We start from the raw sequence: 23,163 nt of genomic DNA, 5'->3' as shown, positions 1-23,163 counted from the left end.
TTTTGACAACTATTCTATATACGGTAGAAAAGAATCTTGCGGTCGTCACGCTGAACAGACCGGAAGTGTTCAACTGTTTCAACTACGAAACGCTTCTTCAGCTTGAGGAGGCAGTAGAGGATATCCGGACAAACGAAGAAGTAAGGGCCGTTATTTTTACAGGATCAGGAGATAAAGCCTTTTGTGCCGGAGCTGATTTAAAGGAACGAAAAACGCTGACTGACCAGCAGGTGAAACGGAACCTCTTTAAAATAGGTGAAGTTTTCACGAAAATTGATTCACTTCCTCAGCCAACCATTGCCGCCATTAACGGCTATGCATTCGGGGGCGGCATGGAGCTTGCTCTTTCATGCGATTTCAGAATCATTGCTGAGCGAACGTCAGTGGGCCTCACAGAGACTGGACTCGGAATTATTCCGGGTGCAGGAGGAACGCAGCGTCTTCCGAGAATTATTGGGGAGGCGAAGGCGCTGGAGCTGATTTTGACTGCGAGGAAAATCACTTCCGAGCAGGCAGCAGCCTATGGACTTGCCTTAAAAACAGCTCCGAATGCGCTCGAAGCGGCTAAGGAGCTCGCAGAGGAAATTCTTAAAAATGCGCCAATTGCCCTGCAGCAGGCAAAGTTTGCCGTCAAACAGGGAATGAATGCAGATCTTCAGACAGGCCTTCATATTGAACGCAAAGCATATGAAGTGACTATTCCAACGGAGGACCGTCTGGAGGCATTAGCAGCCTTCAGTGAAAAAAGAAAACCCGTTTTCAAAGGAAAGTAAGAAAAAGCAGCCGGCCGGCTGCTTTTTCTTGTTCAGCAAATAATAAAGAAGAATAGGGCTGTGGATAACATAACAAAGTTATCATCGGCAAGCGTAAGCGCCTAAATCCTCAGTCAGAACAAATCCGTCAAAAAAGTCAAACCCGGACTTTTCCGACGGATTCTTATCTGCCTATCGGATCTGACCAAGGCGCTTGCGCTTTTGTTCTTGTGTCTGAATATTTCCTATTGTTCAAAATATTATACAAATGTATACTATAAAAAACATTAATGAAAGGAGACAGATATGAAATCCTTGCAGGAGCAGATTGGCTACAACTTAAAAAGCATCCGGAAAATGCGCCAGTACAGTCTTGATCAGCTTTCAGCCGTCACAGGTGTGAGCAAGGGGATGCTTGCCCAAATTGAAAAAGGGCAGTCAAGTCCGACCGTCAACACCCTGTGGAAAATTGCAAATGGTCTTGGAGTCTCTTTTTCATCTCTCGTTGAAGAAGAAAACGCCGGAATCTCTATTGTCCGCAAAGAGGAAAAGACCGCTTTGCAGGATGTAAACGAGAAATATCGTGTGTATCCTTATTTTCCTTATGATCAGCAGAAGAAGTTTGAAGTATTTTTGCTTGAGCTTCTTCCGGGCTGCAGACATGTTTCGCAGCAGCATTTGAGCGGAGTGGAAGAGTACTTGTTTGTCAGTGAAGGTGAACTTTTTGTCTCAATCGGTGACGATCACTATGAACTGGGAAAAGGAGATTCAATCAAATTTACTGCTAACCGGGAGCACGTTTACGAAAATAAGACAGAAGCAGTTTCAAGATGCTTTCTGCTTATCTATTATTCATAGGGAGAGAGGAGGAAACACAATGGCAGAAACAGCGTTTATCAGAAAACAGACGCACTTTTCAGAGGGGATGACAGCGGGGCTCAGCATTGCGGTCGGGTATATGCCGGTGGCGCTGACATTCGGGCTGCTTGCGGGGGAAACAGGACTGACCCTTTCTGAAACGGTGATGATGAGCATTTTTGTGTTTGCAGGTGCTGCCCAATACATATCGCTCAGCCTGCTTGCGGCAGGCACGGGCACTTTTGAAATTGTGTTTACGACGTTCATTGTGAACATCCGGCATTTTTTAATGTCAGCCTCCCTGAATGAAAAGGTGGAGGGGGACAGTCTTTGGAAAAAGGCGCTCTATTCTTTCGGTATTACAGATGAAACCTTTTCCGTAGCTTCGGTTAAAGAGGGAACAGTATCTGCTGGATATATGTTCGGACTTATTTTTATTTCATATTCAAGCTGGGTTGTTTTTTCCGGTGTCGGTCATCTGATTGGCGCAAATCTTCCGGAAACCCTGCAGGAAAGTATGTCTGTTGCGCTGTATGCGATGTTTATCGGCCTGCTCGTCCCGTCAATGAAAAAGCAGCGGAAGGTCGTCTTTTTAGCGGGCGCGGCAGCGGTTTTTAATTCCGTTTTCTATCTGACAGGCTCTCTTTCAACAGGCTGGTCAATTGTCCTGTCCACCCTGTTATCCGCTGTCTTAGTTGAACTTGCTTATTCAAAGGGGGCCAAGCGGCATGATGAGTAATATGATGATGATGATCCTCGGAATGGCTATAGTAACCTATCTCCCAAGAATGATTCCGCTTGTTGCGCTAAGCGGTATAGATCTGCCGCCTTTTGTTCAGAATGTATTGCGGAATGTTCCGTTTGCAACGCTCGGAGCCCTGATTGTGCCCGGTGTCTTTTTTATCCAGGAGGATATTTGGTTTGGGGCAGTTGGCGCCGCGGCAGCATTTGCAGTGGCCTATTTTGGTGTGAATGTCATCATTGTCGTCATGAGTTCCATTTTTACCCTTATCGTGTACGGGCTATTGTTTTAATCCGTACGAATAAGTTCTAACTCTGCCGCTTTCACACTACACTAGTACAAAGAGCTTGTTCGGGGGAGGACAACATCATGCGCAAATGGCTTACTGTATCAGTCCTGATTTATTTTTTATACGGCCTGTTTGTCTACTGGTATATCTATATGGGAGCGGACTCCACACTTCCGGCACAGTTCCAGGGCGGTTCAGCCGACCCGAATACGTTTATGAACAGCAGGGAGCTGATGCTCTCGGGTGAATACTCGAAGCTGAGGGATTTTATGTTTTTTGCCGCCGCTCCGTTTGAATGGTTTATCTTTTTTGTTGTCCTCGTTACCGGGTTTGCAAAGAAGATGCAGCGCTGGGCTGAAAGTATCTCCAGGTTTTTTATTCTCCAGACGGCCGTGTTTGTCTTTGGATTGTCTTTGCTTGTAACGGTCTGTGCTTTTCCGCTTGAATGGCTGCGCTATAAAATTTCGCTGTCCTATCACATTACGACCCAGACTTTTTCAGGGTGGATGAAGGATCAGCTGATTGATTTCTGGGTGAACTGCGCATTTATGGTGCTGATTGTTGCCGTATTGTACGGCCTGATCAGAAAATTTTCAAGGAAATGGTGGCTGTTTGCGTGGATTCTCTCTGTACCGTTCAGCCTGTTCCTGATGTTTATTCAGCCGGTCCTGATCGACCCGCTGTACAATGAGTTTACGCCTCTTAAAAATAAAGAGCTTGAAACGAAGATCCTCGCGATTGCCGAGGAGGCCAACATTCCGGCAGACCATGTGTTTGAAGTGAACATGTCTGAGAAGACAAATGCTCTGAACGCATATGTCACAGGAATTGGAGACAACTCAAGGATTGTTCTTTGGGATACAACGTTAAATAAACTGAGCGAAGAAGAAATTCTGTTTATCATGGCCCATGAGATGGGGCACTATGTGATGAAGCATATTTATATCGGGATAGGCGGCTATCTCGTGCTTACTTTGCTTGGTCTTTATATGATCAACAGGCTCATGAATTTCTCCATCAGGCGTTACGGGCACGTTCTGAAGCTTGACGGGAAAAAACAGCTTGCCTCACTCCCGCTTTTTCTCATGCTGCTCGGCATGCTGAGCTTTGCCTCTGATCCTTTTTCAAATATCATATCGCGCCACCAGGAAAAGGACGCAGATCTGTATGCCATAGAAATGACAGAGAACCCGGAGGCTGCGGTAAACACATTCCAGGAACTGACGCGTGCCGGTTTAAGCCAGGTCAATCCGCCGGGGCTCGTGAAAATCTTCAGATACAGCCACCCGACCATATTGGAAAGAATCAACTATCTTGAAGAATGGGGCAGCGGGAGGGAAGAATAATAAGAAACTGATTATTACACTTAAAAAATCCGAACTGGCTGTTAGTTCGGATTTTTTTCGTTTTGAGTGAAACTTTCTCCTGCTTTCCTGCTGTTATCATACAGCGGTAGACTGGCTCAACTTCTTTATGAATCTTATAAAACCCAGTAATATCAAGCTTTCAATCAATAAATCTAAAAAAAATCAAAAAATTTAAAAGAAAAAGATTCCATTTTCAATTAATCTGTTATATATTAATACTATAAAATACAAACTGTATTATAACAAAACGTACAGACTATTGGAGGGACTGGAAATGACAAACGAAAGAGCGCGAAAACTGGAAGAAAGCTGGGCGATGGATGCAAGATGGAATGGAGTAGAAAGACCGTATTCGGCGGAAGAAGTGATTCGTCTGCGCGGATCGATTGATATTGAACATACTCTTGCACGCAGAGGTGCAGAAAAGTTCTGGAATCTGCTTCAGACGGAAGACTACATTCATGCACTGGGAGCATTAACCGGCAATCAGGCCGTTCAACAGGTAAAGGCAGGATTGAAAGCGATTTATTTAAGCGGCTGGCAGGTTGCGGCTGATGCAAACCTTTCAGGCCATATGTACCCTGACCAAAGCCTTTATCCGGCAAACAGCGTTCCGGCCGTTGTGAAACGAATCAACCAGGCCCTTCAGCGTGCAGATCAGATTCAGCATATGGAAGGAGAAGGAGATATTGACTGGTTTGCTCCAATCATTGCAGATGCTGAAGCAGGTTTTGGCGGACAGCTTAATGTATTTGAACTGATGAAGGGCATGATTGAAGCCGGAGCAGCTGCTGTTCATTTTGAAGACCAGCTTTCTTCTGAGAAAAAATGCGGTCACCTTGGCGGCAAAGTGCTTCTGCCTACACAAACAGCTGTGAAGAATTTGATTTCTGCCCGCCTTGCAGCGGATGTTTCGGGTGTTCCGACGATCATTATTGCCCGCACGGATGCTGACGCAGCAGATTTAATTACAAGTGATGTTGATCCTGAAGATCAGGCATTTATTACAGGCGAGCGCACGGCAGAAGGATTTTTCCGGACAACAGCCGGGATCGATCAGGCGATTGCCCGCGGACTTGCTTATGCGCCTTATGCCGACCTTATTTGGTGCGAAACGTCAGAGCCGAACCTTGATCAGGCTCAGAAGTTTGCGGATGCCATTCATGCGAAGTTTCCTGGGAAGCTTCTTGCCTACAACTGCTCCCCATCCTTTAACTGGAAAAAGAAATTGGACGAAGAAACAATTGCGAAATTCCAAAGAGAAATCGCGAAAATGGGCTATAAATTCCAGTTCGTTACTCTTGCCGGATTCCATGCCCTCAACTACGGCATGTTCGAGCTCGCCAGAAAATACCGCGATAACGGAATGGCAGCCTATTCGGAGCTTCAGCAGGCAGAGTTTGCAAGCGAACAATACGGCTACACAGCGACAAGACATCAGCGTGAAGTCGGAACAGGCTACTTTGATGAAGTGTCACAGGTTATCACAGGAGGCACATCCTCCACAACTGCACTTAAAGGTTCAACAGAAGAAGAGCAGTTTACAGCACAGTCCTAAAAAAAAGCTGCTGCATCCATCGGGGTGCGGCAGTTTTTTTATGCCGTGAATTGCACGATACTGGCTCAGAAAAAATAGGCTGGAACAAAACGGCTGTCCTTCCTGTGATAACTGGCACAAGGATCGAGCCTGGTTTCTTCACGATCAACTTTCCCAATCGACGATTCATGATTATCGGCAATCCCAATGGTTCCCGTCCTCATATTTTGTTCCCCTTCTGTTAAAATAATAGATAAAGTATAGTACGCACGACAGAAATTTATCTTTGAGGAGCCTTTGCCTTGAATATTAAGTTGAACAAGAAAATGATTGAAAACCTGTGCGGCCGCGTCTCCTTAAAGAGCGGGGATTTGCTGCGCCGCTCAAATAAAGTGAAGTTCCGGGAGTACCGTGAAGATCGCTCTCATGCGGTCGTAAAAAGTACGGAGGATTTTGATGTTTTGGTCACGGTGGACTCCGGCGGCGTTTTTCAGGCAGCCTGCAGCTGTCCGAAGCTGATCTCCTTTAAACAGGAATGCCAGCATGTTGCGGCGGTATTGCTTGAGATAGAAGAACATCAGAAACAAGGGACGGTTCCTCCTGTTCCGATCGAGGGAGAGGTCTCCAGTAACCCTGACTATGCGCTGACAGATGAATTGCTGACGGCCTTTAAGGAGCGAAAAGACCGTATAACAGAGGCGCAAAATTATTTTGAAACTCGAACCGTACTGCCTGCCGTGTTTACGTTCAAGCCGGCATCAAAGGGAGACGGTGGGCTCTTACTTGCACTGGATCTCACGGTTGGACCGGTGAAAATCGGGAAACCGAGGGCTTTTCTTGAACAGCTTAATAGCGGACAGTCCTTTCAGATTGCGCCAGGCTTCCTGTTTGATCCAGAGTCTTATTGCTTCACAAAAGAGACGGATGCTGTCTTTCAGCAGCTTGTCAAGATCGTACGGAATGAGAGGACTGAGGAAGATCCTCAGCTTCTCCTCTCTCCTATTTCATGGAATCTGCTCCTGCCTGTCCTTATAAAAGCGCCAAATGTAGAGCTTGAGGTCAACGGAGAGATTTATTCGGGACTTCATTTGTCAGAAGGCATCCTGCCGCTTCAATTTGATTTGTATGAAGAAGGATCGGGATATGTGCTGAGAGTGAACGGCTTAAAGGATCTGCTCCTGTTGGAGCCTTATGAATCGGTGTTTTCCGCAGGAACATGGTATCACTTAGAACCTGAAAATTTCGAGCGCTTGGCCGAATTGGATCGGGTCATCCTCGCATCCGGAAAAAATACAGTCCCAATCCCGCCGCATCAGGTCAGCCTGTATCTGGAGAAAGTGGTGCCTGGTCTTCGGAGACTGGGGGACGTAACCGTATCTGAAACAATTTCCAGGCGGTTAGCGGAAACTTCTCTTACTGCGAAGCTCTATCTAGACCGTGTGAAAAACCGGCTGCTTGCGGGACTTGAATTTCATTACGGAAACATCGTTTTTAATCCCCTGGATGAACAAGAGGTACGCTCTCTGCAGGTGGTCATCCGGGATATTGAAAAAGAGGATCTGATTCTTAAACTGATGGAGGAAAGCTCATTTACCCGGACGGACAGCGGCTATTATCTCCAAAATGAACTACTGGAATATGAGTTCCTGTATCATGTCCTGCCGAAGGTTGAAAAGGTGGCCAAGGTACTTGCAACCACTGCTGTCCGGAGCAGGATATTTAAAGAAGCAGCCCCGCCGAGAATCAAGGTGGAGGCGAATAAGGAGAGGACGAACTGGCTGGAATTCAAGTTTGAGATGGATGGAATTTCTGAAAAGGAAATCCGCAATGTACTTGCGGCCCTCGAGGAAAAACGGAAGTATTACCGGTTAAGGAGCGGGGCGCTGCTTTCTCTTGAAAAACGGGAATATGAGGAGATTTACCGGTTTTTAAATGCGGCACCGGTACAGGCGGAGGACTGGGAACAAGAGCTTGAAATGCCTTTGATCAAAGGACTTCAGCTTCTCGATTCGGTTCCTGTTTCCGGCACAATGACGCTCGGTGATTCGGTTCAGCAGCTGCTTAATGGACTTCTCCACCCGGACGAGAAGGAATTTGCGGTTCCAGTGAAGCTCGAACCGGTGCTGAGGAATTATCAGAAGACCGGATACAAGTGGATGAAATCTCTTGCGAAGCACGGTTTTGGAGGAATTCTGGCAGATGATATGGGTCTTGGGAAGACCTTGCAGAGCATCACGTATATTGTGTCGGTTCTTCCTGAAATCCGCCGGTTAAAAAGGCCGGTCCTGATTATTTGTCCATCCTCTCTTCTGTATAACTGGAAAAATGAAATTGAATCCTTTGCGCCTGACATCAAAACCATGATTATCGATGGCAGCCGGAAAGAGAGGACGGGGCACTTTCAGGATCATGCAGCGGCAGATGTTCTCATTACTTCCTATCCGCTCATCAGACGGGACATCCATGAGTATGAAAAACGGCTTTTTTATACGGTTTTTTATGATGAGGCGCAGGCCTTTAAAAATCCGCTGACCCAAACGGCAAGAGCGGTGAAAAGAATTCAGGCCTCGCACCGGTTCGCGCTGACAGGCACACCTGTTGAGAATTCGAGGGAAGAACTATGGTCAATCTTTCATGTTGTCTTTCCGGAGCTGTTCATGGGATTAAAGGAATACAGCACGCTCACAAGAAAAAAGATCGCAAGGAGAATCCGCCCTTTTATGCTCCGCAGAATGAAGGAGGATGTACTGCCTGAGCTTCCGGAAAAGATTGAGTCAATGGAAATCGTCGAGCTGTTCCCGGAGCAGAAGAAGCTTTATGCAGCCTGTCTGGCAAAGCTTCGCGAGGATACCCTGAAGCATTTGGATAAAGACACACTTCAGAAAAACCGGATGAAAATCCTGGCCGGAATCACAAGACTTAGGCAGATCTGCTGCCATCCTTCTCTGTTCGTTGATGGATACAGCGGAGGGTCGGCAAAATTTGACCAGCTCCTCAAGATTTTGGAGGAGGCCAGGCAGTCAGGAAGAAGAGTGCTGATTTTTTCCCAGTTTACCTCTATGCTCAATTTGATTGGAAGAAAACTCGCAGTACAGGGTATGCCCTACTTTTATCTCGATGGTCAAACCGCAATGCCGGAAAGGGTGGATCTGTGCAGACGCTTTAATGAAGGGGAACGGGATCTGTTTCTCATTTCGCTGAAGGCGGGAGGTACGGGTTTAAACTTAACGGGTGCAGATACAGTCGTTCATTTCGATACTTGGTGGAATCCCGCGGTAGAGGAGCAGGCGGCAGACCGTGCTCACCGGATAGGCCAAACTAATAAAGTGAATGTCATCAAGCTTATCACCCGCGGAACGATTGAGGAAAAAATGAACGAGCTGCAGGATAAGAAAAGGCAGCTTATTAATGAAATAGTGGATATCGATGAAAAAAGGCCGTTTACCCTGACCGAAGAGGATATCCACGATTTGCTGAGGATTCATACATGACACATCCTCAGTCTGCAATATGTGTTATTTGTGTGTGACTGGTCCTCAAATTCCATCGGCTTTAGAAGGTCGTAAGGTTTAACAAGCCATCCGTTAGGAGATGGTTTATATACCACATGTCCTGAAAAAAGGAGGCGAACCGCTATGAGCTCATTCTCTCTTGGCAAAGAAGGATTAAGCAAAGCTAAATCATTAATAGCCAAAGCTTCCCTGCATCAGGAAGAGCTGCTCGGGGAAACGATTGCTCCTGAATTTATCGAAAGAGCCACACCGGTTGCGTGGCTGGGAGAGGCGATTCCGGGCAGCTGGGTCACAATGGCCACCAATCCGTCTCCTAAAGAATTCCTCAATCGGAACAATCAGCTGCTTCTTGGAGAACAAGCAAGATTTCATATCCTGGAAAACGGACAATCATTAGCAGAGTTTGCAAAGGACGACGCTCAGTTGGAATCAGCCGTTGAATTCTATCAAACCTATTTTAAGGAGGGGAAGACGTACCGCACATGGTTTGGCAAACCTGGTGGAGCGAAACTGGAAGGTTTCTTAAATGGAATGGGCGGTTCTTTTTACGGCTCTCCCCATTTTCAAAACGTAGTTCATTCGGACTTTTTTCCTTTTGCGACGCGTACGCATATGGGGAGGATTAAAGAGAAACTTAGTTTGCTCGGTTCTGATTTTTCACGGGAGTTTTTGCGGTCAAAGCTCGAGTTCTTAAGACCGGGCATGGTCATTCTTCTAGGCAGAGAGCACTGCGCACTGTTTGAAAGAGTCGAACCTGGGATTGGATTTGATCCGCCGAAAGCGATTGAATCTTACCCGGGCGCCGCCTATCAGCTTGGCTTTCATCATAGGCTTGGAATTCCGCTGCTAGGCCTCCATTTCAAACCGTCCGAGCAATTTCTTGGGTTAGGAGGGGGACAGGATAAAAATGGCCAGAGTCATGGAAAATACGGGACAAAAGCGGCCTTGAACAAGATGGGAAGAGAAATCGCACTGAATTTGAAATCCTTTACAAACGGATGAAATAAGGTCCGCAGCTTGACTCATGCGTCATCACAAATGTCCACTTCTGTTCCCAGTCCATTACATACAAATCCCCAAAATCCATATGGAGCCGATCATAAGGCAGGTCTTCCATTGTTAAGGAAGCAGCATGATTGATGAGGCAGGCATCATCTACAAACTGATAGAAGAAGGTGCACTTCTCCTTTTTCTGATCCTGAAACGCCTGGATCGCTTCCTGCTTCTCCAGACAGACTATCTTTTGATAGCTGCACACATGCCATAAAAAGGAGTCTAAATAAATTTCTTCTTTTTCCTCAGCAGAGAGATGGCCGGTAAACCGGGCCTCCCACTGGCCTCGCAGATACGTTCCCCAGCCGGGTATTTCCTGGATCTGCAATCGTTTTGTTCCCATAGAATCGCCCTCCGTTTTTGTTTTAGCATACTAAAAAAGGTCAGGCTCTAAAAGCGTGACCTGCATGGAAGCGTCCTACTGCCGTGAAAATCGAAGAACCGGATTACTATGATTGATGCAGGCCTCTTTAGGATTATCCATTAATTGGCCTATCTCTAATTAGCAGTGCCGAAAGGATTTGCGGTTAGGCTGCACTTACCCTTTTTACAGGTTAAACAAAGAAAAAACCAGTTCTAAAATTAAACTGGTTTTTTTGCCCATTATAGCTATTCCATCATTAAGAATTAAGGAAGCTGATTAGACCCCGGTTAAATTCCTCGGCATGCGTAGCGTTGAATCCGTGAGGAGCGCCTTCAATCACAACAAGCTCACTACCTGGAATCATTTCATGGGTACGCTTGCCGCTCACTTCGAACGGGACAGTCCCGTCTGAATCCCCATGAATGATGAGTGTTGGAACAGTTATTTTCTCCAAGTCGCCCCGGAAATCGGTTTTAGCGAACGCTGCGATACATTCAAGGGTGCCTTTTGGAGACGCCATTGCTGCAATATCCCTGTTGTAGAGACGGAATGGCTCGCTGACAAGGTCTGTCTTGTCACCGGCTGCAAAGAAATTTTGCGTAAACGTATCAAGGAACGCGATTCGGTCGCCTTTTACACCGTTCTGGAACTCTTCAATTGCCCCATCATCCAGACCACCATCAGGGTTATCCGAAGCCTTGTACAAATATGGAGGAACCGCTGCAGCGAACACCGCTTTGTTCACACGTTCTGTTCCATATGTGCTGATGTAGCGCGCTACTTCTCCGCCGCCCATTGAGAATCCGACAAGTGTGGCTTCACGGAGATCTAAATGCTCAAGCAAACTGTTCAGGTCCGCTGCGAATGTATCATATTCATAGCCGCTGTAGGGCTGAGAGGATTTTCCAAACCCTCTGCGGTCGTATGTAATCACCCTGTAGCCGGCATCAATGAGAGCGGGCACCTGGCTTTCCCATGATCGTCCGCTCAGCGGCCATCCGTGAATGAGTACAACCGGTTTTCCGGTTCCTTGATCTTCATAGTAAATGTCAATTGGAGCATCGTTTTCATTGCCAACTTTAAGCATCGCCATACTAATCCCTCCAAACAAAATGTGAATGACAAACAGGCACTGAGAAAAGACGGCTCGTGTCATCCTTTAGATAAGTGATACCCGGATCTTTTTTGGTTCAATCTTTTAAATGTTTTTTATAAGTAAACAGGGCCCTGTCCGGATCTTACATCCGACCACTAAGGAAGCAGATAACTTTCTTCAAAAAACAGAAAAAGGTGAATTTGAGCTTGCTCAAATTCACCTTTTTCATTATTCGGAGCTAGTTATGATCGTAGCCTCTTTTAAATAAGCAGTCTCAATTCTGCATATTCTTTTGCCAGTTTAAAAAACAGCGGTTTGTCATTTCGGTCTAAGGACTCATCGATCTTTTCCTGAAGGAGGGACAGTTTCCGGGTCAACACAGCTTCATCCAACACCATTTGAATGTAAATATCAAGTACGGTTTCCTGTTTCTTTTCCATCTTGAGCGTGTTACGGGACTTCATGATCTCGGTATACGTTTTCCTGTTTTTCAAGAAAGATCACCCCTGATGCCTTTTTTTAATTATATGGATAATGGGCCTATAAATCAACTAAATATTTAAAATTTTTAGAAAACTTATTTCACCAAATTTTGCACGTTTTTCCTTTTTGAAAGTAAGCATCATATTTGCAAGGAGGATTTGTGTTAGTAGAGGCTGAATCGCAATTATGTAAAAATATTGTAAAAATGTAGAAAAACAGAGGGGGATTATGCTAGATTAAAAGTAGTTCTTTACTCCTATTAAAATTGAGGTGATAGCGATGGAAAATAAGTTTATGAAGGACTACATAGCAAACCGGTTCACGATGGCCATTCTTCCTGATCCGCATATGGGAAAGCTTTATTCGAGGGTGATTGAGACGGAGAAAGAGATTGCAGTTAAGCTCAGCCCCCAGGAGATTGTAAGCAAGAGCTGCATGTACTTCGGCAGCAGCTATGAAGGAAGAAAGGCGGGGACACGGGACCTTATGGGAATTACACACAAGCCGCCGATTGTCATTGACCCCGGAAACTATATGTTCTTTTTTCCTACACTGGCCTCAACCAGGAGTCAGTGCGCCTGGATATCGCATGCCCATATCCAGCATTATACGGCTTCGGATTTTGACAATACAGAAGTGTTGTTTACGAACGGACTGATTGAAACCATACCGGTTTCCTCTTCGTCATTTGAAAATCAGCTTTACAGAACAGCTCAGCTGCGGACCATTATTACGGCAAGAATTGAAGAGGAGCACCGCAAAATGAATATGCTGATGTTTCCGAAGGAAAAGCAGACAAATTTCATTTACGAACAGATTATCCGTGAACTCAACAAACATTAATCAGGCTTTTACCGCTTTAAACAAATATTCTTCCATCAGCTCGCATACCTTATTGCGTATTCTCGGATTAAAATAGTTGTGCTGCTCTTCGTAGCCTCTGAAGATAAAGGAATACATCGTAAAAGCTTCATCCCTTTTCACTTCACTCACTTTGATGCTGTTTTTTTTCAGCTCGCGGCGCACTGCAGCAAGGTCTTTCTGTGCAAGCTTCAGTGATTCCTCCACGAGGTTCAAATAGGGCTGCTGCAGCTTGAATGGACTTTTTTCAATGATTAACAGATCCCTGCTGAAGATGGAGATGGTCATGGGGAGGTAGATGGACATCTCAATGGCATCTCGCAGGTCTGAGGGAATTCTTGTCATCGCAAAAACCTCGCTTTAACATGATAAAAGGAACGTATGTTCGGTTTTATTTTACTTTATCAGTATACGAAATGCAAGCTGCTTTTATGCAGGCAGTTCCTGAAAAAATGCTCCATGTTTAAAGTCTTTGCACAAACGTGTAGAATATGAGCATAGAGAAAGATAGAAGGAGCTTGCAGGATGGAACTTCAGGCAATAATGGATTATTTTACAATTGAAAGAATGATGGAATTCTTTAAGGATTACAGATCGTTTGGACCGCTGCTTGGCATTGGGCTTCCTTTGCTCGAGGCATTTCTTCCGTTTTTGCCTCTGGTTGTGTTTATTGTGGCGAATGCCAATTCATACGGGTTATGGTTCGGCTTCTTGTATTCCTGGATTGGAAGCTGTCTCGGGGCGCTCATCCTGTTTTTTCTTGTAAGAAAGTACGGGCAGGAGCGGTTTTTCAGATTTATAAGCCGTCATCAATCGGTGCAGAAAATGATGGGCTGGATTGAGAGACATGGTTTCGGACCTTTGTTTATCCTGCTGTGCTTTCCATTTACACCGTCTGCTGCCGTCAACGTGGTGGCCGGCCTGTCGAAGGTCAGCATCTGGCAGTTCAGTCTTGCAGTGATGTCCGGGAAGTTCGTGATGATTTTCCTGGTCAGCTTTATTGGATATGACCTGCGTGCAATCATCACGCAGCCTGAAAGAACGCTCATCGCTGCGGTTGTGATTTTTCTGCTCTGGCTGATCGGCAAGCAGGTGGAAAAGCGCCTGAATGTCAGAATGCTTGAGAGGAAACGAGGCCATTAATATTTTTACGGGGGAGTAAAGATGAGAAAAAGATCCTGGTTTTTGTCTGCCGTCATTACCTTTTTGCTCATACTTACTATAAAAAATCTGCTGTTCGTCGACTACAGGGTGGAAGGGGTTTCGATGCAGCCTACTCTGACGGCGGGCCACCTTCTGTCTATTAATAAAGTAAACCACCGGCTTTTTGACCTGAAACGCTTTGATATTGTTGTGTTTCAGCCGCAAGGGGAAAAAGAGGCCTACATCAAGAGGATTATCGGCCTGCCCGGAGATGAGCTGGAGTATAAGAACGACAAGCTGTATATCAACGGAAAAGCGGTGAAAGAACCCTATTTAAATCCGGTCAAAAAAGAGTTAAGCATGGGAAAGCTGACCGGCAATTTTACGCTTGAGGAGATTACGGGCAAAAAAACGATTCCCGAAGGCTGTCTTTTCGTTATGGGTGACAACCGCCTTGTCAGCAGGGACAGCAGACAGTTTGGCCTGATCAGCACAGATCATGTGATTGGCAAGGCTTCAAAAGAATAGGGCAGGCCCCAGTAAAAGTGCACGATCATGATCATCGTGCACTTTTTTGATTCCCTGATTCAAATAAAGTAACCGCAGCAGCAATCCCGTAAAACACCGAGAACCCAAGCAGCATGCTTTGAAAAGACAGAACTCCCGCAAGCAAAGGCCCTATGCTTGCACCTGTGAGCAAAATACAGGAATACAGTGAGACGGCTGTTGCCCTGTCTCTTCCCGCAGCCTCTCCGATCATGGAAATAACCGCCGGTATACAAATGGAAAGAGAGGCAGTGAACAGGACAGATAAAGCGGCGGACATGAAGAGGCTTCCGCTTGCATAGTTCAGCAGAAAAGCCAGAATGATCAACAGCATGGCGTACCTGACAGCAGCTGTTTTCCCGAACCTTCCGATCCACTTTACGCTGAACAAGGAAAACAGCGCCCCGGCAAGTCCTGCTGCTTTGCACCAGAACAGGACTTCTTCAGAGACAATCCCCGAATAGGCACGGTGAAACCCCTCATAATAGGAGACAAATGACATCAGCATGGCAAACGTCAAAATATAGCACAGAACAAGCTTCCCATTACGGAAAATGGACCGGAACGAGGAGATCAGGCTCTTTGGCTCGGTGTTTTTTTTCCTGCCGTCTATCAGCCATGCCAGACATCCTGTAAGCAGGGCATAGGCGACGGCGAAAAAGAGAAAGACCGTTCTCCAGTCATACGAAATGGCTATGGCTGAGCTGATCAGCTGCCCGATCATGCCGGACATTAAAAATCCCATATTAATCAGGGAGATGAGCATGGTTGCCTCTTTTTCCCTGAACGATTCAAAGCAATAGGCATAGGCAACGGGCGCAAAGCAGCCGAGGCAAAAACCCTGCAGGGATCTGAGCGGAATAAATGTGGCGGATGAGGAAAACGCGAGCATGGCGGTTGCTGCAATCGCGATGGCAAAGCCTCCGATCAGGACGTTTTTCTTTCCGGCTTTTTCTGTGAGCGGACCGAACGTGAAAAGGCCGGCCGCATAAAAGAATGTAAAAAAGGTGCTGCCGAGAACGGCTTCATTGAAGGAAAGGCCCGTATCCTCCGATATAGATGCATACAGGGGAATAAGGACATAGATGCTGCTTGCGACCATAACGGCCGTCACGAGAAAAAAGGCCGAGAGCAGATGGATTTTTTTCATCAGACTGCCTCCTTTAAAAACAGCCTATGCATGTGCCGGCACAGCGGTCACGGGGCTTCTGCAAAACTTGGAAGTCCCGGGAGAATGGCATTCCCTATTGTTTTCAAGTAAAATAGAGAGATAGAAAAAAGAGAGTGAAACGGAACAGAAAGGCGTATGATCGTATGCCTTTTTTTACATAGAAAGGGGTTCTGACGGTGGGTGTCAAGTTTATTTTGGGAAGATCGGGAAGCGGAAAAACACACCGCATGCTGAATGAAATCCGTTCAGAGCTTTTCAGGAAGCCTGAAGGGGATCCGGTTGTCTATCTTGTGCCCGATCAGATGACATTCGGCATAGAATATGAGCTTGCCAAAACGCCAGGGCTTGGCGGCATGATGAGGGCGCAGACGTTCAGCTTCAGCCGTCTTGCGTGGAGAATTCTTCAGGAAACAGGCGGGATCAGCCGCTATCATATAACCGGGACAGGCATTCAGATGATGCTGAGAAAGCTGATTGAGCAGCACAAGCAGGACTTCAGGCTCTTTGCAAAAGCAAGCGGCAAAAGCGGTTTTATTGATCATATGGAAGCGATGATTACGGAGCTTAAACGCTATTGCCTCACGCCGCAGGAGATGGAAGAGAAGATAAACGGGATGTCAGTCAACGCCACGAGACAGGAGCAGGCGCTCGCTGACAAACTTCATGACGTTGTTCTGCTGTATAAGCAGATGGAAAAGGAACTGAGCGGCACATACGTCGATTCAGAGGATTATCTGCGTCTTCTGGCTGAAAAAATTCAGGATTCATCCTATATTCAGAAGGCGGATATTTACCTCGATGGTTTTCACAGCTTTACGCCTCAGGAATACATGGTGATCGGCGCGTTAATGAAACATGCAAAGAGTGTAACGATTGCGCTGACAGCAGACAAGCCGTTTCATGAACATCTGCCTCATGAACTGCATCTTTTCAGGATGACAGGCATGACCTATCACAGGCTTTCTGTTCTTGCCGCGGATAACGGTGCCGAAATCGAGGATGTGACGGTGCTGAACGAAATGCCCCGTTTTGCAGAGCGGCCGTCCCTTGCCCATCTGGAGCGCTTTCTTGAGTCACGGCCGGTGAAGCCTTATGAGGGAGAGACAAATGCCGTGCTTGCACAAGCTTCCTCACGAAGGGCGGAAATTGAGGGCATTGCCAGAAAAATAAGAGGATTTGTCATGGATGATGGCTACCGGTATAAGGACCTTGCTGTTTTGATCCGGAATATCGGAGACTATCAGGATGTCATCGAACAGGTATTCAAAGATTACGAGATTCCTTTTTTCATCGATCAAAAGAGATCGATGCTGAATCATCCGGTCATAGAATTGATTCGCTCGGCTCTTGAAGTGCTGAATGGGGGCTGGCGTTATGAGGCTGTTTTCAGGGCGGTTAAAACCGAGCTCCTGTTCCCTGCTGAAACGGATAAGCGCAGCATGAGAGAAAAAATGGACCAGTTTGAAAACTATGTTCTTTCCTACGGCGTTCAGGGCAGCAAATGGACGAACGGTGAACGGTTTGTCTACCGCCGCTATTATTCTCTTGATGATGAATATGTCAGAACAGATGAAGAAAATGAAACGGAAGAGATGATTAATGAGCTGAAAGACATCGTTGTACCGCCGATCCAGACGCTCGGTGAACGGATGAAGCGTGCGAAAGATGCATCCGGCATGGCAGAGGCTCTTTATCTATTCCTCGAAGAACTCCATATTCCATATAAACTCGAACAGATGAGAGCGGAAGCAGAGGAAGCGGGGAGACTCGTTGAGGCGAGAGAGCATGCTCAGGTGTGGAGCGCGGTCATCGGAATGCTTGATGAATTTGCCGAGATGATGAATGAACACCGTGTATCACGCAGTCTGTTCGCGGATATGATTGACACCGGGCTTGAAGCCATGAAGTTTGCTCTTGTACCGCCTGCGATGGACCAGGTAGTGATTGCAAGCCTGGAACGTTCAAGGCTGCTGAATGTGAGCGTTGCGTTTGTTGCAGGAGCAAATGACGGTGTACTGCCTGCAAGACCAATGGAAGAAGGCGTGCTGACGGAGGAAGACCGCATCTCCCTTCATCATCAGGGCATTGAACTTGCCCCGACTGCACGGGAGCAGCTGCTTGATGAAACCTTTGTTTTGTACATGGCCCTCTCAAGTGCATCCCGCGAGCTGTATATCTCGTATCCTCTCGCAGATGAGGAAGGAAAGGCGATGCTGCCTTCCATCATCGTGAAACGATTAAGAGATTTATTTCCTGATATCAAAACTGAGATTTTTATCAATGAGCCGGAAGAGCTTACAGAAGAGGAACAGCTTTCTTTTATCGTAAATGAGGAGGTCACTCTTTCTTACTTAACATCTCAGCTTCAAAACTGGAAAAGAAGCTATCCGATCAGCCCGATCTGGTGGGATGCCTATACACATTTTGCAGAAAAAGAGGAGCGGTCTGCGCTGTCAAAAGTGACAGGAAGCCTGTTTTACCGGAATGAAGCAGAAACACTTGAAAAAGGAATCAGCAGAGAGCTTTACGGAGAGCACATTCAGGGAAGTGTGTCCCGGATGGAAATGTTCAAAGCCTGTGCGTTTTCCCACTATGCTTCCCACGGCCTGAAATTAAAGGACAGGCAGCAGTTCCGTCTTGAGGCTCCTGATATCGGACAGCTGTTCCACTCTGCGCTTAAACTGATTTCAGACCGGATGCAGCAGCTGAAAATCGGCTGGAAGGACCTGTCTTTAGATCAGTGCTCCCGTCTTTCCCATGATGCTGTCGAAACACTGGCGCCGCGGCTTCAGCGCGAAATTCTGCTGAGCTCAAACAGGCATCATTATTTAAAGAGAAAGCTCGTCACCATCATTACGAGGGCATCCTCCATCTTGAGCGAGCATGCCAGGGCAAGCGGCTTTGCCCCCGCAGGTCTTGAGCTTGGATTCGGAAAAGGCGGCCCGCTGCCGCCAATCCGCTTTAAGCTTGAAAATGGATGCACAATGGAGCTTGTCGGCCGGATTGACAGGGTTGATAAAGCAGAAAGTTCAAAAGGCGTTCTTCTCAGGATTGTTGATTTTAAATCAAGTGATAAGACGCTGAATTTATCGGAAGTGTACTACGGACTCGCTCTGCAGATGCTGACGTATCTTGACGTCATCATTACTCATTCAAAATCATGGCTTGGTGTCGAAGCGACTCCTGCCGGTGTTCTCTATTTCCATGTGCATGATCCGATGATCCAGTCTTCAGCCATGCTGCCGCAGGATAAAATCGATGAAGAGATTTTCAAAAAGTTTAAAATGAAAGGCCTGCTTCTTGGAGATGAGGAAGCTGTAAGGCTGATGGATCAGACACTTGAATCCGGCCTCTCAAAAATCGTCTCGGCAGGCCTTAAGAAAGACGGCGGATTCAGGTCAGATTCCGCCATTGCAAGCGAAGCCGAATTTGATCTGCTCAGAGGCCATGTCAGATCCGTTTTTCAATCGATCGGAACGGACATTACGAACGGGAAAACGGACATTTCTCCTTACAAGCTGAAGGATAAAGTACCGTGTACCTTCTGTTCATTCAAATCGGTCTGCCAGTTTGACCAGTCGCTTTCTGAAAATCAGTACCGTGTTCTGAAAGATGACAAGAATGATGTCATTTTAAAACGGCTTCAGAACGAAGCGGGAAGGGAGGAATCATGATGCTGCAAAAACCAGCAGACAGCCAGTGGACAGATGACCAGTGGAAAGCCATTGTCTCAAGCGGACAGGACATACTGGTTGCTGCAGCTGCCGGCTCAGGAAAAACAGCGGTGCTTGTCGAACGGATCATCCGGAAAATCATTTCAAAAGAAAATCCCGTGGACGTTGACCGCCTTCTTGTTGCTACGTTTACGAATGCGTCTGCAGCTGAAATGAGAAACCGGATCGGCGAAGCGCTTGACAGGGCGCTGAAGGAAAATCCATCATCCCTGCATTTAAGACGCCAGCTTTCACTGCTGAACAGGGCTGCCATTTCCACCTTGCATTCGTTCTGCTTAAACGTTGTAAGAAAGTATTATTATTTGATTGACCTTGATCCCGGGTTCCGGATTGCCGATCAGACGGAAGGCCAGCTGCTGATCGATGAAGTGCTTGATGATCTGTTTGAAGAGCAGTACAGCATCCCCGATAACGAGCGGTTTTTTGCTCTTGTTGATATGTATACAACAGACAGAAGCGATACGGATCTTCAGACACTGATCCGGACGCTGTATGATTTTTCCCGCTCCCATCCGAATCCTGAAGGGTGGCTTTATGGGCTGCTGGATATGTACGGCGGAGAAGAACCGCTTGAAAACCTGCCGTTCTTCCCGTATCTTGCTGAAGACATCTCGATGCAGCTTACGAGCAGTCTCGAAAAGCTGAAACGGGCGCTTGCCCTGACTGAAAAGCCCGGAGGTCCGGCACCGAGAGCTGAAAATCTGACAGATGACATCAGACAGGTTCAGGGGCTGCTTGAGGTGAAAGGGTCGTGGCACGATCTTGCTGAGAAAATCAAGCTGATTTCTTTCTCCCGCGCCAAGGCATGCAGAGGGGCTGAATACAGCAAAGAGCTGCTTGAACAGGCGACATCGCTCCGCAATTCCGCAAAAAAGCAGATTGAACAGCTGCAGGAAGAATTGTTTGCGCGCTCTTATGAAAGCCACATGAACGACCTTAAGGAACTGAAGCCTGTCATAGAAACACTGATTGGGCTTGTTCATCAGTTCGGAATCCGTTTTGACGAGATGAAAAAACAAAAAGGCATCGTTGATTTCTCGGACCTTGAGCACTATTGCCTGCAGATTCTCGGTGTTCCAGATGAGCACGGCCGTCTGCAGCCGGGCGAAGCTGCCCTTGATTACAGACAGCAGTTTGAAGAGGTGCTTGTTGATGAATACCAGGACACAAACCTTGTTCAGGAAACGATTCTGAAGCTTGTTTCAAAAAGCGGGCCGGGAAACCTCTTTATGGTCGGCGATGTCAAGCAGTCCATTTACCGTTTCCGCCTTGCAGAGCCGTTTCTGTTTTTAAGCAAATACAAGACATTCGGCAAAGACGATCACGCACAGGACGGTCTGAGAATTGACCTGTCAAAAAATTTCAGAAGCCGTGCGGAAGTGATAGACGGCACCAATTTTCTCTTTAAACAGGTGATGGGAGAAAAAGTGGGAGAGGTCGCCTATGACGAAGCCGCTGAGCTGAAGCTTGGCGCGTCCTACCCGGAGTCTGAAACGATGAGTGCGGAACTTCTGCTTGTGGACCGAGGAAAAGAAGAATCAGATGATGCTTCTGAAGAAGATGTTTTTGCTGCAGAGGATTTGGAAACCGTTCAGCTTGAAGCAAGAGTGATGGCCAAAAAAATCCGGGAAATGGTTCAGACAAAATATCAGATCTATGACCGAAAGCTTGGAGGCACGCGAAATATCACATACAAAGATATTGTCGTGCTTCTCCGTTCCATGCCGTGGGCACCGCAGATCATGGAAGAGTTTAAGCAGGAAGGAATTCCTGTCTATGCGAATCTCTCAGGCGGTTATTTTGAAGCGGCGGAGGTAGCTGTCATGATGTCGCTGCTGAAGGTCATCGATAACCCGTATCAGGATGTTCCTCTGGCGTCTGTTTTAAGGTCTCCTGTTGCGGGCCTTGGCACGAACGAACTTGCTGTTGTCCGGACCTATTCAAAAAAGGGCACTTATTTTGAAGCGCTGAAGGTGTTTCTTTCTGAAGCGCAGGGATCTGATGCGGATTTAAGAGATCAGCTTCAAGTATTTTATGATCAGCTCCAGGAGTGGAGAGAACGGGCGCGGATGGGCTCTGTTTCAGAGCTGATCTGGCAGCTGTACAGAGATACAAAGTTCTTTAACTACGTTGGCGGCATGCCGGGCGGAAAGCAGCGCCAGGCCAATCTGCGTGCCCTTTATGACAGGGCAAGACAGTATGAAGCGACTTCGTTCAGGGGACTTTTCCGGTTTCTGCGCTTTATTGAACGGATGCAGGAGCGCGGAGATGATCTCGGTGCAGCAAGGGCACTCGGCGAGCAGGAGGATGTTGTCAGGCTGATGACCATCCACAGCAGCAAAGGGCTAGAGTTCCCGGTGGTCTTTACTGCCGGGCTCGCAAGACAGTTCAATATGATGGATATGAACAAAAAGTATTTGCTGGATAAAGAGCTTGGCTTTGCCACGAAGCTGATTAAACCATCACTCAGAATCAGCTATCCGACGCTTGCGCTTTCAGCCATGAAGAAAAAAATGAAGATTGAGCTGCTTTCAGAAGAGCTCAGAGTCTTGTATGTTGGGCTTACCCGTGCAAAGGAAAAGCTCTTTTTAATCGGAACAGTTAAAGATGCAGCAAAATCTCTTTCAGACTGGCAGACAGCGCTGGGTCAGGAAGATTGGCTGCTGCCTGATTTTGAACGGGCGCAGGCAAAGTCCTACCTGGACTGGATCGGGCCGGCGCTTGTCCGCCACAAAGACGCAGAACTGTTGAGAGAACAGGCTGAAGGGGCTCAGCATCTGCTGACACATCCTTCCAGATGGTTAATCTCAATGGTGAAAGAAACGGACCTCTATGATATCCGGGCAGAAGAAAAGAAATATGATGAGGACATGCTCACAGCCTTGAAAAATCTGGAGCCAATCGCAGAGCAGTCAGCGTACCGCGATCAGATCGAAAAGCAGCTCTCATGGGTCTATCCTCATCAGTTCGCCTCTGTGTTCAGATCCAAGCAGTCTGTTTCAGAAGTGAAGAGGCAGCAGGAAACGCGGGATGAATTCAGCGACATCCGGATTCTCGAAAATCAGAAGGATACGTATATGTTCGACCGCCCTAAATTCATGCAGAAAAAAACTCTCACAGCTGCCGAAAAAGGGACAGCCATGCATGCCGTCATGCAACAGCTGAATGTCAGAGAGCCTGTGACGGAAGAAAATACTGCATTGAAAGTAAACGAGCTTGTTGAAAAAGAAATTTTGACAAGAGCGCAGGCGGACAGCATCAATATTGCTGCCATTGTCCATTTTTTTGAAACAGATATCGGCATGCGCCTTCAAAAAGCAGACCGCATCGAACGGGAAGTGCCCTTCAGCTATGCCCTGCCGGCTGAAGAGCTGTACGAGGCAGCAAGCGGTGAACAGGTGCTTATCCAGGGGGTTATTGACTGTCTGTTTGAAGACGAAGAAGGAGTCGTGCTGCTTGATTACAAGACAGATGCGATTCACGGCAAATTTCCGGGAGGGTTCCAGCAGGCAAAGCCTGTTCTTGCAAGCCGCTACAGCGTGCAGCTTGACCTCTACGGCAAAGCCATTGAAAAAATAACGAAAAAACCTCTCTCTTCAAAGGTGCTGTATTTCTTTGACGGAGGGCATGTGCTGGAAATGTAAAGAAAAAGAAC

General features: G+C 46.9%; 18 protein-coding genes. 13 read left to right on the top strand and 5 right to left on the bottom strand.

The window, feature by feature from the left end:
- Window positions 1–2: 2 nt before the first annotated feature.
- From RKD52_RS17220 to RKD52_RS17185, 8 genes are all read left to right on the top strand, one after another.
- Window positions 3–773 carry an enoyl-CoA hydratase-related protein gene (locus RKD52_RS17220; protein WP_454100670.1) on the top strand — a complete coding sequence of 257 codons (771 nt, stop codon included), beginning with the start codon at window positions 3–5 and terminating at the stop codon, window positions 771–773.
- A 285-nt stretch (window positions 774–1,058) separates the two neighbouring features.
- Window positions 1,059–1,610, top strand: coding sequence for a helix-turn-helix domain-containing protein (locus RKD52_RS17215; RefSeq protein ID WP_454100669.1), 552 nt, complete (start codon window positions 1,059–1,061; stop codon window positions 1,608–1,610).
- A gap of 19 nt (window positions 1,611–1,629) precedes the next feature.
- Window positions 1,630–2,349, top strand: a complete 720-nt coding sequence (locus RKD52_RS17210; protein ID WP_454100668.1) for an AzlC family ABC transporter permease — start codon at window positions 1,630–1,632, stop codon at window positions 2,347–2,349.
- Window positions 2,339–2,644 carry an AzlD domain-containing protein gene (locus RKD52_RS17205; protein WP_454100667.1) on the top strand — a complete coding sequence of 102 codons (306 nt, stop codon included), beginning with the start codon at window positions 2,339–2,341 and terminating at the stop codon, window positions 2,642–2,644. The genes RKD52_RS17210 and RKD52_RS17205 overlap by 11 nt, the downstream gene beginning before the upstream one ends.
- A 77-nt stretch (window positions 2,645–2,721) precedes the next feature.
- Window positions 2,722–3,987: a M48 family metallopeptidase gene (locus RKD52_RS17200; protein ID WP_454100666.1), complete on the top strand. Its 1,266-nt coding sequence runs from the start codon at window positions 2,722–2,724 to the stop codon at window positions 3,985–3,987.
- 295 nt (window positions 3,988–4,282) lie between these two features.
- On the top strand, window positions 4,283–5,566 hold the full coding sequence (gene aceA / locus RKD52_RS17195; RefSeq protein ID WP_454100665.1) for an isocitrate lyase: 1,284 nt from the start codon (window positions 4,283–4,285) through the stop codon (window positions 5,564–5,566).
- Between the two features lie 281 nt (window positions 5,567–5,847).
- A complete protein-coding gene (locus RKD52_RS17190) occupies window positions 5,848–9,036 on the top strand; it encodes a DEAD/DEAH box helicase (protein ID WP_454100664.1) in 3,189 nt (1,062 codons plus the stop codon).
- A 144-nt stretch (window positions 9,037–9,180) separates the two neighbouring features.
- Complete coding sequence (locus RKD52_RS17185) at window positions 9,181–10,059, top strand: hypothetical protein (RefSeq protein ID WP_454100663.1); 879 nt, start codon at window positions 9,181–9,183, stop codon at window positions 10,057–10,059.
- Here the strand turns inward: RKD52_RS17185 and RKD52_RS17180 are convergent.
- From RKD52_RS17180 to RKD52_RS17170, 3 genes are all read right to left on the bottom strand, one after another.
- Window positions 10,046–10,453, bottom strand: coding sequence for a DUF4275 family protein (locus tag RKD52_RS17180; protein ID WP_454100662.1), 408 nt, complete (start codon window positions 10,451–10,453; stop codon window positions 10,046–10,048). The two genes, RKD52_RS17185 and RKD52_RS17180, sit on opposite strands and share 14 nt — an antisense overlap.
- A gap of 277 nt (window positions 10,454–10,730) precedes the next feature.
- The gene (locus tag RKD52_RS17175) at window positions 10,731–11,567 is read right to left on the bottom strand and encodes an alpha/beta fold hydrolase (protein WP_454100661.1); all 837 of its coding nucleotides are present in this window, start codon (window positions 11,565–11,567) and stop codon (window positions 10,731–10,733) included.
- 263 nt (window positions 11,568–11,830) lie between these two features.
- Window positions 11,831–12,064 carry an IDEAL domain-containing protein gene (locus RKD52_RS17170; protein WP_369732136.1) on the bottom strand — a complete coding sequence of 78 codons (234 nt, stop codon included), beginning with the start codon at window positions 12,062–12,064 and terminating at the stop codon, window positions 11,831–11,833.
- A 268-nt stretch (window positions 12,065–12,332) separates the two neighbouring features.
- On the opposite strand from RKD52_RS17170, the gene RKD52_RS17165 reads away from it, so the two are divergent.
- Window positions 12,333–12,896, top strand: a complete 564-nt coding sequence (locus RKD52_RS17165) for a competence protein ComK (protein ID WP_426863894.1) — start codon at window positions 12,333–12,335, stop codon at window positions 12,894–12,896.
- On the opposite strand, the gene RKD52_RS17160 is transcribed toward RKD52_RS17165, so the two are convergent.
- Window positions 12,897–13,259, bottom strand: a complete 363-nt coding sequence (locus tag RKD52_RS17160) for a hypothetical protein (RefSeq protein WP_029283756.1) — start codon at window positions 13,257–13,259, stop codon at window positions 12,897–12,899. It lies immediately after the preceding gene.
- A gap of 180 nt (window positions 13,260–13,439) precedes the next feature.
- Here RKD52_RS17160 and RKD52_RS17155 point away from each other — a divergent pair, with 180 nt between their 5' ends.
- Together RKD52_RS17155 and lepB are read left to right on the top strand one after the other, a co-directional pair.
- Window positions 13,440–14,057, top strand: a complete 618-nt coding sequence (locus RKD52_RS17155) for a TVP38/TMEM64 family protein (RefSeq protein WP_454100660.1) — start codon at window positions 13,440–13,442, stop codon at window positions 14,055–14,057.
- Window positions 14,058–14,078: 21 nt separating this feature from the next.
- On the top strand, window positions 14,079–14,585 hold the full coding sequence (lepB, locus tag RKD52_RS17150) for a signal peptidase I (protein ID WP_454100659.1): 507 nt from the start codon (window positions 14,079–14,081) through the stop codon (window positions 14,583–14,585).
- 31 nt (window positions 14,586–14,616) lie between these two features.
- Here the strand turns inward: lepB and RKD52_RS17145 are convergent, their stop codons facing one another.
- The gene (locus RKD52_RS17145; RefSeq protein WP_454100658.1) at window positions 14,617–15,753 is read right to left on the bottom strand and encodes an MFS transporter; all 1,137 of its coding nucleotides are present in this window, start codon (window positions 15,751–15,753) and stop codon (window positions 14,617–14,619) included.
- A 197-nt stretch (window positions 15,754–15,950) separates the two neighbouring features.
- Here RKD52_RS17145 and addB point away from each other — a divergent pair, with 197 nt between their 5' ends.
- The gene (gene addB, locus RKD52_RS17140) at window positions 15,951–19,448 is read left to right on the top strand and encodes a helicase-exonuclease AddAB subunit AddB (RefSeq protein WP_454100657.1); all 3,498 of its coding nucleotides are present in this window, start codon (window positions 15,951–15,953) and stop codon (window positions 19,446–19,448) included.
- Window positions 19,445–23,152, top strand: a complete 3,708-nt coding sequence (addA, locus tag RKD52_RS17135) for a helicase-exonuclease AddAB subunit AddA (protein WP_454100656.1) — start codon at window positions 19,445–19,447, stop codon at window positions 23,150–23,152. Before addB ends, addA begins: the two co-directional genes overlap by 4 nt.
- Window positions 23,153–23,163: the final 11 nt, after the last annotated feature.

This window comes from Metabacillus sp. SLBN-84 (assembly GCF_053629595.1).
Note: the sequence above shows the minus strand (reverse complement) of the source record. Positions and strands in the feature narration are given on the sequence as shown.

Bases quoted from the DNA above. Each gene is read 5' to 3' on its own strand.
- RKD52_RS17160 (WP_029283756.1), bottom strand. From the start codon at position 13,259: ATGACAAGAATTCCCTCAGACCTGCGAGATGCCATTGAGATGTCCATC.
- aceA (WP_454100665.1), top strand. From the start codon at position 4,283: ATGACAAACGAAAGAGCGCGAAAACTGGAAGAAAGCTGGGCGATGGAT.
- RKD52_RS17200 (WP_454100666.1), top strand. From the start codon at position 2,722: ATGCGCAAATGGCTTACTGTATCAGTCCTGATTTATTTTTTATACGGC.
- RKD52_RS17210 (WP_454100668.1), top strand. From the start codon at position 1,630: ATGGCAGAAACAGCGTTTATCAGAAAACAGACGCACTTTTCAGAGGGG.
- RKD52_RS17185 (WP_454100663.1), top strand. From the start codon at position 9,181: ATGAGCTCATTCTCTCTTGGCAAAGAAGGATTAAGCAAAGCTAAATCA.
- RKD52_RS17155 (WP_454100660.1), top strand. From the start codon at position 13,440: ATGGAACTTCAGGCAATAATGGATTATTTTACAATTGAAAGAATGATG.
- RKD52_RS17165 (WP_426863894.1), top strand. From the start codon at position 12,333: ATGGAAAATAAGTTTATGAAGGACTACATAGCAAACCGGTTCACGATG.
- addA (WP_454100656.1), top strand. From the start codon at position 19,445: ATGATGCTGCAAAAACCAGCAGACAGCCAGTGGACAGATGACCAGTGG.
- RKD52_RS17145 (WP_454100658.1), bottom strand. From the start codon at position 15,753: ATGAAAAAAATCCATCTGCTCTCGGCCTTTTTTCTCGTGACGGCCGTT.
- RKD52_RS17205 (WP_454100667.1), top strand. From the start codon at position 2,339: ATGATGAGTAATATGATGATGATGATCCTCGGAATGGCTATAGTAACC.
- RKD52_RS17215 (WP_454100669.1), top strand. From the start codon at position 1,059: ATGAAATCCTTGCAGGAGCAGATTGGCTACAACTTAAAAAGCATCCGG.
- RKD52_RS17180 (WP_454100662.1), bottom strand. From the start codon at position 10,453: ATGGGAACAAAACGATTGCAGATCCAGGAAATACCCGGCTGGGGAACG.
- lepB (WP_454100659.1), top strand. From the start codon at position 14,079: ATGAGAAAAAGATCCTGGTTTTTGTCTGCCGTCATTACCTTTTTGCTC.
- RKD52_RS17175 (WP_454100661.1), bottom strand. From the start codon at position 11,567: ATGGCGATGCTTAAAGTTGGCAATGAAAACGATGCTCCAATTGACATT.